Here is a 16,079-nt window from a genome sequence, read left to right as displayed (position 1 = left end):
ACGGGTGGTCAACTGACCGCCCGTTTTTCGTTTCTGTCATTCAAATGTTATCAAAAAACGGTTTGGTGAATTACTGATATCAATCTGGATTCACTTCATGCCGCGCCATAGTTTATTTGTTTGCGCCCTGCTGTTCAGCGGCGTTTCCTTCTCTGCCGCAATCGCGGGCGAATTTGAAATTTCCGGTTATGGCGGCTGGCAAAGCGCGCCGCATAGCGACGTGAAGGTTTCCGACGGGCCGGATTTCCGGGCCGGATGGGAAGGCAAGTCATTTTCCAACCCGCCCTATTGGGGCGTGCGTGGCACCTACTGGTTCGATGAGGGCCAGCTGCGGAATTTCGGCATCTCGCTCGATTTTACCCATGACAAGGTCTATGCCGACGACCAGACGCTTGCCCGTTCCGGCTGGTCGCATTTCGAATTCACCGACGGCCTGAACCTTCTGACGCTCAACGCGCTCTACCGTTTTCCGCTGGAATCGCTGCCGATCACCCCTTATGTGGGCGCCGGCGTCGGCATCAACGTGCCACATGTGGAAGTATATCGCCCGTCAGGCAGGACCTTCGAGTACCAGTTCGGCGGCGCAACCCTGCAGGCGCAGGCCGGCCTCAGCTACCGCATCACCGACAACTGGTCGACCTTCGTGGAATATAAGGGCACCTATTCCTTCGTCGACGTCGATATCGACAATGGCGGCTCGTTGAAAACCGATATCATCACCAATGCGGTGAATTTCGGCGTGGCGTATAAGTTCTAAAAGATATGGCCCAGAGCGTGCCGCGTGGACGACGCTCTCTTTCTTCGTCATTCCGGCCATGAGCCGGAATCCAGTCAGCCCAAGTCATTGGGCTGGAAAGACTCTTCTCTTCTCGTCGCGCCGGCTGGATGCCGGGTCAAGCCCGGCATGACGGATGCCGAAAGTGCGTACACGAAAGCTGCCTCGGGTACTGCGCAGTCGAAAGTACCACGGGACGTTTCTAAACCGAAAGCCTCGCCGGTTTCGGCCCGCCATAGGCCCAGTCCAGCAGCTCCACCGTGTGCACGATAGGCATATCCGTGCCGGTTCCGATCTGCGTGATGCAGCCGATATTGCCGGTGGCGATGACATCCGCCCGGGTGGCCTCGATATTCTTCACCTTGCGCGCCTTGAGTTTGGCGGAAATCTCCGGCTGCAGGATGTTGTAGGTTCCGGCCGAGCCGCAGCAGAGATGCCCTTCCGCCGGATCGCGCACGGTGAAACCCGCCGCCTTCAGGAGTTGTTTCGGCGCAAGCGTGATCTTCTGGCCATGCTGCATGGAGCAGGCCGAATGATAGGCGACCGTCAGCCCCTGACTTTGCTTTTGCGGCAGATCGAGCGTGGCGAGATATTCGGTGATGTCCTTCACCAAGGCCGAGACCCGCGCGGCTTTTTCGGCATAGGCCGGATCGAGCCGCAGCATGTGGCCGTAATCCTTGATGGTGGTGCCGCAGCCGGAAGCGGTGATGATGATGGCGTCGAGACCGCCGCTTTCCATCTCGCGCGTCCAGACATCGACATTGCGCCTTGCCGAGGCGAGCGCCTCTTCCTCGCGCCCCATATGATGCACCAGCGAACCGCAACAGCCCTCCCCCTTCGGCACGACGACCTCGATGCCGAGCCGTGCCAGCAGGCGCAACGTCGCCTCGTTGATACCGGGATCGAGCACCGGCTGGGCGCAGCCGGTGAGGATCGCAACCCTTCCACGCTTCTCGCCTTCGGCCGGCCGCTCTCCCGGACGGGTTGACGCGGAGGCCGCAGGCACCTCGGCGGGAGCGAGAGCGAGCATGGATTGCAGCGGCTTCAGCGCCGGAACCCTGGCAAGCAGGCTGGAGAAAGGCCGCGCCAGCCGGGCCAGATGCAGGGCCAGCCGGAAACGGGCGGGATGGGGCAGGACGGCAACCAGAAGATTGCGGATCAGCCTATCCATAAGGGGGCGCTTGTAGGTCTGTTCGATATGGGCGCGGGCATGATCGACCAGATGCATGTAGTCCACGCCGGAAGGACAGGTGGTGGTGCAGGCAAGACAGGAAAGGCAGCGGTCGATATGGGTGACGACCTCGCGGTCTGCCGGGCGGCTGTTTTCCAGCATATCCTTGATGAGGTAGATGCGGCCGCGCGGGCTATCCAGCTCGTTGCCGAGCGTGACATAGGTGGGACAGGTGGCGGTGCAGAAGCCGCAATGCACACATTTGCGCAGGATTTTTTCGGATTCCGCCACATGCGGATCGGCCAGTTGTTCGGGCGTGAAGGATGTTTGCATGGTTCAGACGGCCCTTTCCATCGTTACGGCCATCTTGCCGGGATTGAAGATGCCCGCCGGATCGAGCTTCTCCCTGATACGCGCAGAAAGCAGCGCTTCCGCCGCCGGGCGCGGTTCGAAGGCAGCGACCGTGGCGCGCACCGCATCGCTTGCCCTCACCAAAGTTGCATGGCCGCCGCCGAGCGCCCGGATCGCGCCGCGCAGCAAATCCGCCTCGGGGTCGGCCTCCATCTGCATCCAGACGAGACCGCCCTGCCAGTCGTAAAAGGCGTCGATGCCCGCTTCCATGCGCAGCGCCGCGACAAGCTGATGACCAACCGAAGGCGCGACCGATACTTTCCACAAGGGCTTCGCCGCCTGTCCGGCATAGGGCGCGACATCGCGCACCTGCCGCCACAAAAGCCTGCTCTCCTCGCCCTCCAGCAGCGCCCACGGTCCGACCCGGTCCATGACGGAAAGGAGTTTGGCCGTGCGCGCCTCCACCGAGGCGGAAAGCCCTTCCAGCCGCAGGATAGTCGCCGGGCCGTCCGGCAATCCGCCATCGATGAAACGGGAACGAACGCTTTCCGGCAGATGCGCCGCGCCGGAAACCTCGACACTCATCGCCATTGCCGCCGCCATGATGCGCGTCGCCGCTTCATCGTCGAGCCCGGAAACGACCACGGTTTTTTCCGCAGGCGGTTTCGGCAGCACGCGGAAGGTGACTTCGGTGAGGAAACCGAGCGTGCCGAAAGACCCGGCCAGGAACTTCGACAGATCGAGCCCGGTGACATTCTTCATCACCCGGCCACCGGCCTTGATGACCTCACCGCTGCCATTGACGAAACGGATACCCAGCAGGCTGTCACGAGCCGCACCGGCCACATAACGGCGAGGGCCGGAAACATTGGCGGCGAAGACGCCGCCAATGGTCGGCTCACCTTCGGTGCCCATGATCGGGCGGTGATCCATCGGCTCGAAGGCCATCATCTGGCGGTTTTCAGCGAGAGCCGCTTCGACGGTTGCGAGCGGGGTTCCGGCCTTGACGGTCATGACCATTTCGGCGGGCAGGTAGGAGACGATGCCGCTCATGGCGCGGGAAGAGAGTGCTTCATCTGCTGCGACAGCATTGCCGAAACCGGAGCGGGTGTTACCGCCGATGATTTTCAGCGGGCTTTTACGCGCGGCGTGATCGCGGATGATGTCGGCGACCTGGGTTTCTGCGTAGGGGGTCAGCATGGGGTGGCGGGCTCCGGGCATGGGACAGCGACGTTTGCGCGAGGGATACCCCCCTCTGCCCTGCCGGGCATCTCCCCCTCAAGGGGGGAGATCGACTCGCGGCAAGGTCCCGCGTTTTTCTTCGGTCGAGATGGAGCGACGCAAGTGCGTCTCGCCAATCTCCCCCCTTGAGGGGGAGATGCCCGGCAGGGCAGAGGGGGGTAAACCACACCCACCATCGTCACGAAATTCACACCCATCATCCCCTCCCCTCCAGCGGAAACACCTTGGAAGGGTTCATCAGCCAGCCCTCATCGAAAGCCGCCCGCACCGCCATCTGCTGGGCAAGATCGGCCTCGCCATACTGGTGGCGCATCAGGTCGCGCTTTTCGATGCCCACACCATGTTCGCCGGTCAAACAGCCGCCGGCATCGACGCAGAGCTTCAATATTTCATTGCCTGCCTCTTCCGCGCGGGCCGCATCCTCCGGATCGTTGGCGTTGAACAGGATAAGCGGGTGCATGTTGCCATCGCCGGCATGGAAGACATTGGCGACGCGAAGGCCGAGGCGGTCGGTGATTTCGCTGGTCTTTTTCAGCACATAAGAAAGCTGGGAGAGCGGCACGGTGCCATCCATGCAGATATAATCTGCGATGCGGCCGGTTGCGCCGAAGGCGGATTTGCGGCCTTTCCAGATCGCCGCCGCCTCCATGGCCGACTGGCATTCCTTCACCGTCTTCACGCCATGTTTTCGGGCAATCGCCACGATGTCGGCCAGCATGGCGTCCATTTCCGCCTCGGAGCCTTCGACCTCGACGATCAGCAGCGCGCCGACATCCAGCGGATAGCCCGCTTTGGCGAAGGCCTCGCAAATTTCGATGGCCGGCTTGTCCATGAATTCGATGGCGACCGGGATGATGCCCGCGCCGATAATATCTGCCACGCAGGAGCCGGCTTCCTCGGAGGTCTCGAAGCCGAACAGCACCGGTCGCGCGCCTTCCGGCCTGGCGATCAGCCGCACCGTCGCTTCTGTCACGATACCGAGCTGGCCTTCCGAACCGCAAACGAGGGCGAGCAGATCGTAGCCGGCAGCATCGAGGTGCTTGCCGCCCAGTTCCAACACCGTGCCATCGACAAGCACCATTTTCACGCCGAGCAGATTATTGGTGGTGACGCCGTATTTCAGGCAATGCGCGCCGCCGGAATTCATACCGATATTGCCGCCGATGGTGCAGGCAAGCTGCGAGCTGGGGTCCGGCGCATAAAAGAAACCTTCCGCGCCGGCCGCATCGGAAATGGAAAGATTGGTGACGCCCGCCTGCACCCGCGCCGTACGGTTATAAAAATCCAGTTCGAGGATCGAGGCCATCTTCGAAAGGCCGATCACCACCGCATCTTCCTGCGGAATCGCGCCGCCGGAGAGCGAGGTGCCAGCCCCGCGCGGCACGACCGGAATGCCGTAACGGTGACAATATTTCATCACCGCCGCCACTTCTTCCGTCGTTTTCGGCAACGCCACGGCCAGCGGCAGGCGGCGATAGGAGACGAAGGCGTCGGTTTCGAAAGGCACGAGTTCGCGCGGTTCGTGCACAAGACAGTCCGCCGGCAGAATATCCTTGAGGTCCGCTATGATGCGGTCGCGGCCTGCGACGACTTTCTCGCGCGGCTCCAGAAACTTGATCGGCTGTGTCACCGCCCCTCCTCCATGCCATTCCACCAACTGGTATTCTTTCTTTACCACTTTGAAACGGCGCAATCAAATGTTATGGATTTTTTCCATTCCGGAAACAATCGAGGGCAACTATGACGAATCTGGGCGATCTGGAAGTCTTCGCAAGCGTTGCCGCCTCCGGCAGCATGTCGCTGGCCGCAAGGGAGCTTGGTTATTCGCCCGCCGTCATTTCCAAGCGCATCAAGCGGCTGGAAGAAAAGCTCGGCGCGCGGCTTTTCCAGCGCACCACACGGCAGATCTCGCTGACCGAAGCGGGACAGGGCTTTTACGAGCGGGTGCTTGCCGTGCTGGAAGGGCTGGAGGAGGCCGAGGATTTCGTGTCCGGCCGCGCCAATACGGTCAACGGCACGCTGAAGGTTTCCGCGCCGACCTCCTTCGGGCGCATGCATATCGCGCCGCATCTGAAAGGTTTCATGGAGCGGCATCCGGATCTTTCGGTCAATCTGGTGTTGAGCGACGAATTCATCGACATCATCGAGGGTGGTTACGATCTTGCCATCCGTATCGCCGATCTGAATTCCTCCAGCCTCGTGGCTCGCAGGCTTGCCCCAGTGCGCCGCGTGCTTTGCGCTTCGGCGGAATACGTTGCGGCCCATGGTATGCCCGCGACAATCGAGGATTTGAAAAAGCACCGCTGCCTGCCGGCCCATAATAACGATGTCTGGCGGCTGGAGGGACCGGGCGGCGCGATGAGCATTCGCCCGGAGGGGATGCTCATCACCAATTCCAGCGAGGTGATCCGCGAGGCGGTGATATCAGGGCTCGGCATTGCGCTGCGCTCCACCTGGGATATCGGCCATGAATTGCGCAGCAGCAAGCTGGTGCAGGTTCTGCCTGGTTATGAGGGATCGCGAAACGTCACGCTCTCGGCGGTTTATCCGAGCCGGCAGTTCCTGCCTGCGAAGGTTCGGCTGTTCATCGATTATCTGGCCGGGCTTTATGGGCCTTCACCCTATTGGGAGCAGGGTTGAGGGATATGGGGTACCCCTCAGTGCCCGCCCTCGGCATGGGAGCGGCGGATGCGGCGCACCACCCACCAGACGCCGAGGACCGCGAAGGGAACGGAGATGCCGGTGACGACGGCAGGGTCGAGCGGCAGCACATCATGGCTGATCGCCTTGGTGAGATAACCGATGAGGCCAACGACATAATAGGAAATGGCGGCGACCGAGAGGCCTTCGACCGTCTGCTGCAGGCGAAGCTGCATGGCGGCGCGCTTGTTCATGGTGTTGAGCAGCACCGTATTCTGCCGTTCCAGTTCCACGTCGATCCAGCTTCGGACGAGCGCCGTGGCGCGATAGAGCTTGCGCGACAGGTTGGCCTGCCGCTCCTCCACCGACTGACAGGTGCGCATGGCCGGCGCCATGCGCCGTTCCAGAAAGCTGCCCATGGTCTCGTGGCCCTGCACCGGGGTTTCCGCAAGCGCCCGGATGCGTTCGCGCACGATGCCGTCATAGGCGCGGCTGGCGCCGAAACGATAGAGGCTGAGCGCGGCATTGGCTTCCAGTTCGGCCGCAAGCCGGGTCATTTCCGCCAGCAGCGCATCGGCCTCGTCGCGCGCGCCGTTTTTCATGCGCTGGGTGATGCCGGTCAAACCGTCCTCGATGCGGCGGATTTCCGGCGAGAGCGTCTGCGCCATCGGCAGGCCGAGCATGGCAAGGGTGCGATAGGTCTCGATATCCAACAGCCGCTGCACCAGCGCGCCGCGGCTGTAATCGCTCAAGCCCCGGTCGATCACCAATATCTGTGTCAGCCCGTCGCGATCCTGCCGGAAATCGGTGAGGATCGCCGCCTGACCGTCGCGCACGTCGCTGTGACAGAGGCTGGTCGGCTCGAAGATCGTCTCGGCCTCAGACGCCACACCATTTTCCGGGCGGATTTCCAGCCGCACGCCCGAGATCAGCGAGCCGGGCGGCGAAAAGCCGTCGCCGAAGGGATCGCCGGCAATCTCGCCGCCGAATTTTTCCGGCGCGGGGCCGTCCCAGAACCAGGTCGAAAATTCGGTATGCCGCTCCCAGCGCAAGGTGCCCTGCCCCCAAGGCATGGCATGGTGGCGGGCATCGCGCTCCGGCGGCGCAACACCGCGGCTGCGCGACATTTCCGCGATGACCGAGTGATGCACGGCGGAACCGCCATCCATCATGAAGGCGAGCTGGACGATGATGCGCAAGGGTGCGAGAAGCACCGTCGGCCGCGCATGAACCTCCCCGAGCGCCAGCGATCTTTCCGGCGCGCTTGCGAAAGCAAATCTACCCTTGGCCATTGCAATATCGTCCCCGCCTGTTGCGCTGGTTTTATTAGAACATTGATCACGATGAAAACACCGCAATCGAAGCCGCTGTCATTGTTTTGATCCACCTGGCGGAAAAATCCGCCATCGTCACCCTGTCCTGCTGCTGCTTTAACAAAAGCCAATTCGAAAAGGCAGATGCCGTGTTGCCGCAGGCATGGCACGGATGAGGCGCGGAACTGGATAGAATATTTGACCAGTGCGATGCTTCGCTGATAATTTGCCCCCGATAGAAATACGGGGCGGGATTTCGCCGGAGACTTCTGCGATGGACGAAACGCTTTTTGCGCGCATCGAGCACAGCCGCACATCGCAGGAGGTGATCTTACGTTTCGAGGAACTGATCCTCGACGGCATATTGCGCGATGGCGACAGGCTGCCCGGCGAGCGCGAACTGGCGCAACGCCTCAATGTCTCGCGGCCGATCCTGCGGGAAGCGCTGAAGGAGCTTGAGACCCGTGGCCTCCTTACCAGCCGGCATGGCGGCGGCACCTATGTTGCCGATATTGTCGGCCCGGTCTTTTCCGATCCCTTGAGCGCGCTGATCACCCGCCACAGCCGGGCGACACGGGATTTCCTCGAATATCGCCGCTATATCGAAGGCATGACCGCCGAACTTGCCGCACAGCGGGCGACGGAACCGGACAGGCGCAACCTCGCCGCCATCGTGGACAGAATGCGGGAAGCGCATGAGGCGGGTCGTTTCGAAGAAGAGCTTGCGGGCGATGTGGAATTTCACAACGCCATTGGCGAAGCGGCGCATAATATCGTGCTGATGCACACGTTACGCTCCTGCTACCGGCTTCTGAGCGACGACATCTTCTATAATCGCCATCTCATCTTCACCGTCGCCGGCGCCCATGACGAGGTGCTGAGGCAACATATCGCCATCCACGATGCGATTGCCGCCGGCGATCCGGCCGCGGCAAGGGCGGCGGCGGAGGCCCATATCGACTTCATCGTGGAGACGACATCCAAGGCGCACCAGGCGCGGGAATGGGACCGGATTTCGCGCCTGAGGCAACAGCAACGCGCCCCCTGAAAACGCCATCCGGCGAAATGCGGCACCCTGTTTTTTCAGATTTTTATGGAACCTTTTGTGCTCTTTGGTCTTTTTATCGGGTTAATTGGAAAAATTTACCAAGATGGGACCCATGACAACCACGAGCGAAACTGAACGCTATCCGCGGATAGCTCTCATATCGACGCATGGCTATGTCGCCGCGCACCCGCCACTGGGCGCGGCCGATACCGGGGGACAGGTGGTTTATGTGCTTGAGCTTGCACGCAAACTCGGCCAGCTCGGTTATACTGTCGATCTTTATACCCGCCGCTTCGAAGACCAGCCGGAATTCGATGAGGTCGATGAGCGCGTTCGTGTGGTGCGCATTCCCTGCGGCGGACGTGATTTCATTCCCAAGGAATATCTGCACCGACACCTGATGGAATGGTGCGAAAACGCGCTGCGTTTCATCAAGAAAAACGACCTGAATTATTCTTTCATCAACAGCCATTATTGGGATGCGGGCGTCGCCGGGCAGCGGCTGTCCGAAGCGTTGAAAATCCCGCATCTGCACACGCCGCATTCGCTCGGCATCTGGAAAAAGCGCCAGATGGAGACCGACTATCCGGAAAAGGCCGATACGTTCGAACTGGAATTCAACTTCAGGGAACGTATCCAGCACGAGCTGATCATCTATCGCAGCTGCGATATGGTGATCGCCACGACGCCGGTGCAGCTTGACGTTCTGATCGAGGATTACGGTCTGAAGCGCAAGCATATCCACATGATCCCGCCGGGTTATGACGACAACCGTTTCTTCCCGGTTTCCGATGCGACGCGGCAGATGATCCGGCAGCGTTTCGGTTTCGAGGGCAAGACGGTGCTGGCGCTCGGACGCCTTGCGACCAACAAGGGTTATGACCTGCTGATCGACGGTTTCTCCGTGCTTTCCGAGCGCGAACCGGAAGCCCGGCTGCATCTGGCCGTCGGCGGCGAGAATATGGACGAGCAGGAAACCACGATCCTCAACCAGTTGAAGGAGCGGGTGAAAGCGCTCGGTCTCGAAGACAGGGTGGCGTTTTCCGGTTATGTCGCGGATGAAGACCTGCCGGACATCTATCGCGCCGCCGATCTTTTCGTGCTTTCCAGCCGTTACGAGCCCTTCGGCATGACCGCTATCGAGGCGATGGCGAGCGGCACGCCGACTGTCGTTACCATTCATGGCGGGTTGTTCCGGGCCGTCAGTTATGGCCGCCATGCGCTGTTTGCCGATCCTTTCGACAAGGAAGACCTCGGCATCACCATGATGAAGCCGTTCAAGCATGAGCGGCTTTACGGGCGGCTTTCCCGCATGGGAGCGCACAAGGCGCGCAGCCTGTTCACATGGACCGGCATTGCCCAGCAGCTTCTCGCCCTTGTGGAAGGCAGGACCATGATGCCAGTTCTGGAAGAAGCCGATTGGGCTGAACCATGGAACGACGGCGATTGAGACCGCTTCGCCTTTTTTCCACCGATCTCGACGGAACCGTCGTCGGCGATAACGACGCCACGCGCCGGTTCCGCGATTTCTGGCATTCGTTGCCGGAGCGTCAACGTCCCCTTCTGGTTTTCAATAGCGGCAGGCTGATCGACGACCAGCTTGCGCTTCTCGAAGAGGTGCCATTGCCGCAGCCCGACTACATCATCGGCGGGGTCGGCACCATGCTGCACGCGAAAGAGCGAGGCGAGCTGGCAAACGCCTATACACAGTCCCTCGGCACCGGTTTCGACCCCCAGAAGATCGCCGAGGTCATGGCCGGAATTCCCGGTGTGACGATGCAGGAAGAGCGTTACCAGCACGGCTTGAAATCGAGTTGGTTCCTGCATGACGCCGATGACGCCGCGCTCGAAGAGATTGAGGCCGCGCTTGTGGCGGCGGATATCGATGCCCGTATCGTCTATTCCAGCGACCGCGACCTCGACATCTTGCCCAAAGCCGCCGACAAGGGCGCAGCACTGACATGGCTATGTGGACAACTACGCATCGGCCTCGACGAATCAGTGGTTGCGGGCGATACTGGCAACGATCGGGCGATGTTTGAGCTAAAGAATATTCGCGGCGTGATCGTGGGCAATGCCCTGCCGGAGCTCGTCTCGCTGGCATATCATGATATGCGCTTCTTTCACTCGGCTGCGAAGGAAGCGGACGGTGTGGTCGAAGGTCTCCGGCACTGGGGATTAACCCCGGACTAAAACAGCCCCGGCTACAATTCATAGCGGCTTTGCATTCAGTATGCTTGAAGGCGGGCGGAGAGAGTATTACCGCATCGGCTGTCCGGCCGGGGAACCACCCGGTCGAAGCTTTGTTCGCATATCCACCATGTCCATCTTTGCCCGCAGGCTTCATCAGCGTGAAGACAGTAGTGGGTTATGGGTGAAGGGGGATTGGCGGAACTTACGGCATATCTATATTAGCAATTATCACTACCCGGCAAAAAAGGATCAATCCGGATTGAAGATTTTGAATCGATTGGCGACAGATGTTGGCTTGATGTTGCGCAGACCGCCGCGACAGCAATATGCGGCGCTGTGCTATCGATTGTCCAAGAAAAATCCGGAGCCGGAAGTGTTGCTGCTGACCAGCCGAGATACGGGGCGCTGGGTCATTCCCAAGGGCTGGCCCATGGCCAACAAGAAGGCCCATGCGGTGGCCGAGCAGGAAGCCTATGAGGAAGCCGGTGTCAAAGGCACGGTGGAAAAGGCGCCCTTCGGTTATTACGAATACGAGAAAAAGCTGAACAGCGGCGTCAACGTGCCGTGCAGGGTTCAGGTGCATCTGCTCGAAGTTTCGGAGATGCAGGAAAGCTTTCCCGAAAAACAATCCAGACGGCTGGAATGGGTCAGCCCCCAGGAAGCGGGAAAACGCGTCAACGAGCCGGAATTGAAAGCGCTGATGCTCGCTTTCGACAAACGGATGACGCATTCGAAATAGCGCGCCCGCCCCGAACGTGGCAATGTGCAGTTTGTTTTTCCAACATGGCTTTTATCGTCTTTCCTTTTGGAAAGATGTGCGAGATGTAACAGTCTTTCTGTAAAATTGCCTTCAACCTGCGACACTGCCGGACGAAAGGGAATGCTGGCAAACGAGGTCTGAATGGCAATCAAGCCGCCATCGAATATGAAACCGACGCTCGACAAGGATCTCGACAAGATTACCCGTGTCGAAGAGGCGACGCTGCATGTCACGCAGCAGCTTGCCGGCCTTGGCGCGGGGTTCATGTTCGTTGTCCTGGCGGCCATCTTCGCCGGCGTCTTCGTCACCGGCACCGCAGGCTCGGTCATCATCATCGCCGCCGTCGCCATCGGCGCCTATATGGCGATCAATATCGGCGCAAACGACGTCACGAACAATGTCGGCCCGGCGGTTGGGGCCAAGGCCATGCCGCTTGCCGCCGCCCTGATCATCGCCGCCATCTGCGAGATCGCCGGCGCGCTGATCACCGGCGGCAACGTCGTCGAGACCATTTCCAGCGGCATCATCAACATCGAGACCATTCCCGACAGGACCGCCTTTTCATGGGCGATGCTCTCGGCGCTTCTCGCCGCCGGCCTTCTCGTCAATATCTCGACCTGGACGAGGGCGCCGATTTCCACCACCCATACGGTGGTGGGCGGGGTTGCGGGCGCGGGAATGGCCGCCTACGGGGCGAAGGCGGTCGACTGGTTTTCGCTCGGCAGCATTGCCTTCGCATGGGTACTGGCGCCCTTCATCAGCGCCATCATCGCCGTCGCCATCCTTGCTTTCATCAAGGAATTCATCATTTACCGCGAGGACAAGCTCACCTCCGCCCGGCTGTGGGTTCCGGTTCTCATCGGTTTGATGGCGGGCGTCTTCATGGCCTATCTCATCTGGGTCGGATTGCGGCAGCTGATGCATGTGTCGCTTGGCCATGCCAGCCTCACGGGGCTGGTGACCGGGCTCGTGGTCTGGCGGCTCTGCGTGCCGATCATCCGCAAACAATCGGAAGGATTGGAAAACCGCAACCAGTCGCTTCGAATTCTGTTCCAGTGGCCGCTGGTTCTCGCCGCCGGCCTGATGTCCTTCGCTCATGGGGCGAATGACGTTTCGAACGCCATCGGGCCCGTCGTGGCCATCGTGCGGGCCCTGCATGACGAGGCGGTGAGCACGTCCGCCCGTGCGCCGATGTGGGTAATGCTGGTCGGCGCCTTCGGGCTTTCCTGCGGTATTCTTCTTTATGGCCCGCGCCTCATCCGCCTCGTCGGTGAGCAAATCACCAAGCTCAATCCGATGCGCGCCTTCTGCGTTTCCGTGGCCACGGCGCTAACCGTGCTCGTTGCCTCACGCTTCGGCCTGCCGGTCAGCACCACCCACACGGCAATCGGTGCGGTGTTCGGCGTCGGTTTCTTCCGCGAATGGTACACCCAATCGTCGCGGCGGCGGCAGGAGCTCGTTCAGGCTGGTGACGGCAGGCCCCGCCGGTCCGAAAGATATGCCGACAATCCTTCCGAGATACGCCGCCGCTATCTCGTCCGCCGCTCCCACTTCATGACGATCATCGCCGCCTGGCTGGTCACCGTTCCTTCCAGTGCAACGCTTGCGGCGCTGCTCTACTGGCTCATGTCCTCCCTCTTTCTCTGAACCTGAAACAGAATCCCATGCGCGCCAATTTCCGGATGCAACGCCTGTATATCGAAGCCAGCCTTGCCGAAGGCGTCGCGCAGGAGGCAACAGCCGAGCAGTTCAACTATCTCGCCAACGTGCTGCGCATGACCGACGGTGCGGAAATCCTGCTGTTCAACGGTCGCGACGGCGAATGGAAAGCGAAACTTGCCTTTCCGAGCCGCAAGAAGATCGTGCTCGTCCCCCTCGAGCAGACACGGCCCCAGCCGAACGCCCCGGACCTGCATTATCTTTTCGCGCCCCTGAAAGTCGGGCGCATGGACTATCTGGTGCAGAAGGCGGTGGAGATGGGCGCCGGCCTGTTGCAGCCGGTGATGACGCAGCATGTTCAGGGCAAGATCCACAATACCGAAAAACTGCGCGCCAACGCCATCGAAGCCGCCGAGCAGTGCGGCATACTGTCCCTGCCCGAGGTGGCCGAGCCGGTGAAACTGAAGGACATGCTCGAGAGCTGGCCCCACGACCGGCGCATCATCTATTGCGACGAAGGCGATGCGGGGCAAAATCCGCTGCCGATCCTGCAAGCCGTCACGGAACGCAAACTTGCCCTGCTGGTCGGCCCGGAAGGCGGATTTTCCGAAGAAGAAAGGGAGCTTCTGCGCGGCCTTTCCTTCGTTACCCCCATTCCGCTGGGGCCGCGTATCCTGAGGGCCGATACGGCCGCCGTCGCCGCGCTCGCGGTCATTCAGGCGGCGATCGGCGACTGGAATTGAATGGCCCCATTGCGCTTCATGCATCTTTAAAAGAAATTCATTTGCCTCCGGATACGATCCGGCCCTATCTGCCAATCATATGCCTCGCCGCAACAGAGACGTCATAACAAGGTAAGCCATGGCACGCGACACGACCGACCAGACCCCCCTCTCCTCCGTCACGGAGCTTACAGATTATCTGGCGGGCGGTTGCAAAGCTGAAGCCGACTTCCGCATCGGCACCGAACACGAAAAATTCGCGTTTTTCCGCAAGGATAACAATCCCGTTCCCTATTTCGGCGAAGCCAGCATTTCAGCGCTTTTGAAGGGCATGCAGGAAAAGCTCGGCTGGGAGCCGATCATGGACGGCGGAAACATCATCGGCCTTGGCGAGCAGCACGGCATGGGCGCCATCTCCATCGAGCCGGGCGGCCAGTTCGAACTATCGGGCGCGCCGCTCGAAAACCTGCACCAGACCTGCAAGGAATCCAACCAGCATCTGGCGACGCTGCGCGAAGTGGCCGAGCCGATGGGCATCCGTTTCCTCGGCATCGGCGGCAGCCCGCTGTGGAGCTATGACGAAACGCCGCGCATGCCGAAATCGCGTTATGCGATCATGACGCGCTATATGCCGAAGGTCGGGACCAAGGGTCTCGACATGATGTACCGCACCTGCACCATTCAGGTTAACCTCGATTTCTCCTCCGAAGCGGACATGCGCCGGAAGATGCGCGTTTCCATGAAGCTGCAATCGCTGGCAACAGCGCTCTTCGCCTCCTCGCCCTTCACCGAAGGCAAGCCGAACGGTCTTCTTTCCTGGCGCGGCGATATCTGGCGCGACACCGACAACCGCCGCTCGGGCGTGCTGCCCTTCACCTTCAGCGATGACTTCGGTTTCAAGGACTATGTGGAATGGGCGCTCGACGTGCCGATGTATTTCATCGTGCGCGACGGCAAATATCATGATTGCACCCATGTCACTTTCCGCCAGTTCATGAGCGGGGCGCTTAAGGGCGAAATCGCCGACTGGCAGCCGACCATGGGCGACTGGACGAACCATCTTTCCACCCTGTTCCCGGATGTGCGCCTGAAGCGCTTCCTGGAAATGCGCGGTGCGGATGGCGGCCCGTGGAGACGCATCTGTGCCCTTCCCGCTTTCTGGGTCGGCCTTCTCTACGATGACGAGGCGTTGACCGCTGCCGATGCGCTGACCGCCGGCTGGAGCTTCGATGAGGTCATCGCCCTTCGCGATGCCGTTCCGGCCAAGGGTCTTTACGCCGAGATCGCCGGCAAGCCGCTTCTCGGTCTCGCCCGCGAGGTGCTGGATATTTCCCGCACTGGCCTCAAAAACCGCAAGCGCCTGAACGGCGAAGGCCAGGACGAGACCGTGTTCCTGTCGTCGCTGGATGAAGTTCTTGCCAAGAAGACCACGCTCGCCGAAGACCTGCTTGCGCTTTACAACGGTCGCTGGGGTGGCTCCGTGCTGCCGGTGTTCGAAGAATATCAGTATTGAGAAAATTGCGCCGCCATTAAAAAAGCCCGGCGCGGCCGAGGGGCCTGACACCGGGCAAAGGCAGGGCTATTGGCAAATCACCCTGCGGGGAAAACTTTTCCGTTCGAAAGCAATTCCGGCGGCTGGAGGTCTGCCGGAATTGCCCGAACATTGTGGAACGTTTTGGCGCATTTACGGACGGAAAACCGGGGCCCGCTTTTCCTGGAAATGCTTTAAACGGTCTTGAACCGGGTCACCGCGCGGTTGCGTGCGGCGCGGGTCAGATGCGCGGTCGGATCCTCGAGCAGGCCGGTATTGAGCGCATCCCTCACATCCGAGCGCGCCAGACCGATATCGGCCAGAAGGCGGTCATCAAGTTCCGTGAGACCATTGGCCACGATACGATTGTAGATGCGCTGCAAGAACGTTTTGACGCGGAAAGCAAAGAGGCCGGCGACACGACGAAGCGTATCGTTCTGCCGGGAGGTTGCGAGTTCCAGTTCCATTCTCCGTTCTGCCGTGCGCATGACACTTATCCTTTCGTAACGGCACGATGCGGCACCGCCCCCGGCGCACCACGCGCGAGAAGCTGCCTCGGGTTGGGGGGCTGACGTTTCGCCGGCCCGGGGTTGATATTGATTTGCTGGGTGTCAAAATGTCGCAAGACTATTGATCAGTCCAACGAATGTTTCTAATGTGAGGCATCAATCATT

14 protein-coding genes are annotated in these 16,079 nt (G+C 60.6%); 9 read left to right on the top strand and 5 right to left on the bottom strand.

Annotated elements, in window-relative coordinates:
* Positions 1–97: 97 nt before the first annotated feature.
* Complete coding sequence (locus ACQZ5K_RS02915) at positions 98–757, top strand: outer membrane protein (protein WP_448737358.1); 660 nt, start codon at positions 98–100, stop codon at positions 755–757.
* 220 nt (positions 758–977) lie between these two features.
* Here the strand turns inward: ACQZ5K_RS02915 and glcF are convergent, their stop codons facing one another.
* The 3 genes from glcF to ACQZ5K_RS02900 form a co-directional block, all read right to left on the bottom strand.
* On the bottom strand, positions 978–2,279 hold the full coding sequence (gene glcF / locus ACQZ5K_RS02910) for a glycolate oxidase subunit GlcF (RefSeq protein WP_448739590.1): 1,302 nt from the start codon (positions 2,277–2,279) through the stop codon (positions 978–980).
* A gap of 3 nt (positions 2,280–2,282) precedes the next feature.
* Entirely contained in the window at positions 2,283–3,497 is a 1,215-nt protein-coding gene (glcE, locus tag ACQZ5K_RS02905) for a glycolate oxidase subunit GlcE (protein WP_448739589.1), read from the bottom strand.
* Between the two features lie 238 nt (positions 3,498–3,735).
* Entirely contained in the window at positions 3,736–5,169 is a 1,434-nt protein-coding gene (locus tag ACQZ5K_RS02900; RefSeq protein ID WP_448737355.1) for an FAD-binding oxidoreductase, read from the bottom strand.
* 110 nt (positions 5,170–5,279) lie between these two features.
* Here ACQZ5K_RS02900 and ACQZ5K_RS02895 point away from each other — a divergent pair, with 110 nt between their 5' ends.
* A complete protein-coding gene (locus ACQZ5K_RS02895) occupies positions 5,280–6,179 on the top strand; it encodes a LysR family transcriptional regulator (protein WP_448739588.1) in 900 nt (299 codons plus the stop codon).
* Between the two features lie 17 nt (positions 6,180–6,196).
* Here the strand turns inward: ACQZ5K_RS02895 and ACQZ5K_RS02890 are convergent, their stop codons facing one another.
* Positions 6,197–7,471, bottom strand: a complete 1,275-nt coding sequence (locus ACQZ5K_RS02890) for a DUF3422 family protein (protein ID WP_448739587.1) — start codon at positions 7,469–7,471, stop codon at positions 6,197–6,199.
* A gap of 295 nt (positions 7,472–7,766) precedes the next feature.
* Here ACQZ5K_RS02890 and ACQZ5K_RS02885 point away from each other — a divergent pair, with 295 nt between their 5' ends.
* The 7 genes from ACQZ5K_RS02885 (at position 7,767) to ACQZ5K_RS02855 (ending at position 15,387) form a co-directional block, all read left to right on the top strand.
* A complete protein-coding gene (locus ACQZ5K_RS02885; protein WP_448739586.1) occupies positions 7,767–8,540 on the top strand; it encodes a FadR/GntR family transcriptional regulator in 774 nt (257 codons plus the stop codon).
* A gap of 103 nt (positions 8,541–8,643) precedes the next feature.
* Positions 8,644–9,990 carry a glycosyltransferase family 4 protein gene (locus ACQZ5K_RS02880; protein WP_170985767.1) on the top strand — a complete coding sequence of 449 codons (1,347 nt, stop codon included), beginning with the start codon at positions 8,644–8,646 and terminating at the stop codon, positions 9,988–9,990.
* Positions 9,987–10,733: an HAD family hydrolase gene (locus ACQZ5K_RS02875; RefSeq protein WP_448739585.1), complete on the top strand. Its 747-nt coding sequence runs from the start codon at positions 9,987–9,989 to the stop codon at positions 10,731–10,733. Before ACQZ5K_RS02880 ends, ACQZ5K_RS02875 begins: the two co-directional genes overlap by 4 nt.
* A gap of 298 nt (positions 10,734–11,031) precedes the next feature.
* Positions 11,032–11,472 (top strand): NUDIX hydrolase, encoded by a 441-nt coding sequence (locus ACQZ5K_RS02870; protein ID WP_004432806.1) that lies wholly within the window; start codon positions 11,032–11,034, stop codon positions 11,470–11,472.
* A 162-nt stretch (positions 11,473–11,634) separates the two neighbouring features.
* The gene (locus ACQZ5K_RS02865; RefSeq protein ID WP_080817734.1) at positions 11,635–13,140 is read left to right on the top strand and encodes an inorganic phosphate transporter; all 1,506 of its coding nucleotides are present in this window, start codon (positions 11,635–11,637) and stop codon (positions 13,138–13,140) included.
* A 17-nt stretch (positions 13,141–13,157) separates the two neighbouring features.
* Complete coding sequence (locus ACQZ5K_RS02860) at positions 13,158–13,895, top strand: 16S rRNA (uracil(1498)-N(3))-methyltransferase (RefSeq protein ID WP_175421936.1); 738 nt, start codon at positions 13,158–13,160, stop codon at positions 13,893–13,895.
* Positions 13,896–14,013: 118 nt separating this feature from the next.
* Positions 14,014–15,387, top strand: coding sequence for a glutamate--cysteine ligase (locus tag ACQZ5K_RS02855; protein ID WP_448739584.1), 1,374 nt, complete (start codon positions 14,014–14,016; stop codon positions 15,385–15,387).
* 212 nt (positions 15,388–15,599) lie between these two features.
* Here ACQZ5K_RS02855 and ACQZ5K_RS02850 read toward each other — a convergent pair whose 3' ends face one another.
* Positions 15,600–15,893 (bottom strand): DUF1127 domain-containing protein, encoded by a 294-nt coding sequence (locus tag ACQZ5K_RS02850; protein WP_004432794.1) that lies wholly within the window; start codon positions 15,891–15,893, stop codon positions 15,600–15,602.
* Positions 15,894–16,079: the final 186 nt, after the last annotated feature.

Source organism: Agrobacterium sp. 22-226-1 (assembly GCF_053522345.1).
This window is presented reverse-complemented; position numbering and strand designations above follow the sequence as displayed.

Excerpts from the sequence above, each read along its gene's own strand:
- ACQZ5K_RS02915 (WP_448737358.1), top strand. The coding sequence starts at position 98 with ATGCCGCGCCATAGTTTATTTGTTTGCGCCCTGCTGTTCAGCGGCGTT.
- glcF (WP_448739590.1), bottom strand. The coding sequence starts at position 2,279 with ATGCAAACATCCTTCACGCCCGAACAACTGGCCGATCCGCATGTGGCG.
- glcE (WP_448739589.1), bottom strand. The coding sequence starts at position 3,497 with ATGCTGACCCCCTACGCAGAAACCCAGGTCGCCGACATCATCCGCGAT.
- ACQZ5K_RS02895 (WP_448739588.1), top strand. The coding sequence starts at position 5,280 with ATGACGAATCTGGGCGATCTGGAAGTCTTCGCAAGCGTTGCCGCCTCC.
- ACQZ5K_RS02890 (WP_448739587.1), bottom strand. The coding sequence starts at position 7,471 with ATGGCCAAGGGTAGATTTGCTTTCGCAAGCGCGCCGGAAAGATCGCTG.
- ACQZ5K_RS02885 (WP_448739586.1), top strand. The coding sequence starts at position 7,767 with ATGGACGAAACGCTTTTTGCGCGCATCGAGCACAGCCGCACATCGCAG.
- ACQZ5K_RS02880 (WP_170985767.1), top strand. The coding sequence starts at position 8,644 with ATGGGACCCATGACAACCACGAGCGAAACTGAACGCTATCCGCGGATA.
- ACQZ5K_RS02870 (WP_004432806.1), top strand. The coding sequence starts at position 11,032 with ATGTTGCGCAGACCGCCGCGACAGCAATATGCGGCGCTGTGCTATCGA.
- ACQZ5K_RS02865 (WP_080817734.1), top strand. The coding sequence starts at position 11,635 with ATGGCAATCAAGCCGCCATCGAATATGAAACCGACGCTCGACAAGGAT.
- ACQZ5K_RS02860 (WP_175421936.1), top strand. The coding sequence starts at position 13,158 with ATGCGCGCCAATTTCCGGATGCAACGCCTGTATATCGAAGCCAGCCTT.
- ACQZ5K_RS02855 (WP_448739584.1), top strand. The coding sequence starts at position 14,014 with ATGGCACGCGACACGACCGACCAGACCCCCCTCTCCTCCGTCACGGAG.
- ACQZ5K_RS02850 (WP_004432794.1), bottom strand. The coding sequence starts at position 15,893 with ATGCGCACGGCAGAACGGAGAATGGAACTGGAACTCGCAACCTCCCGG.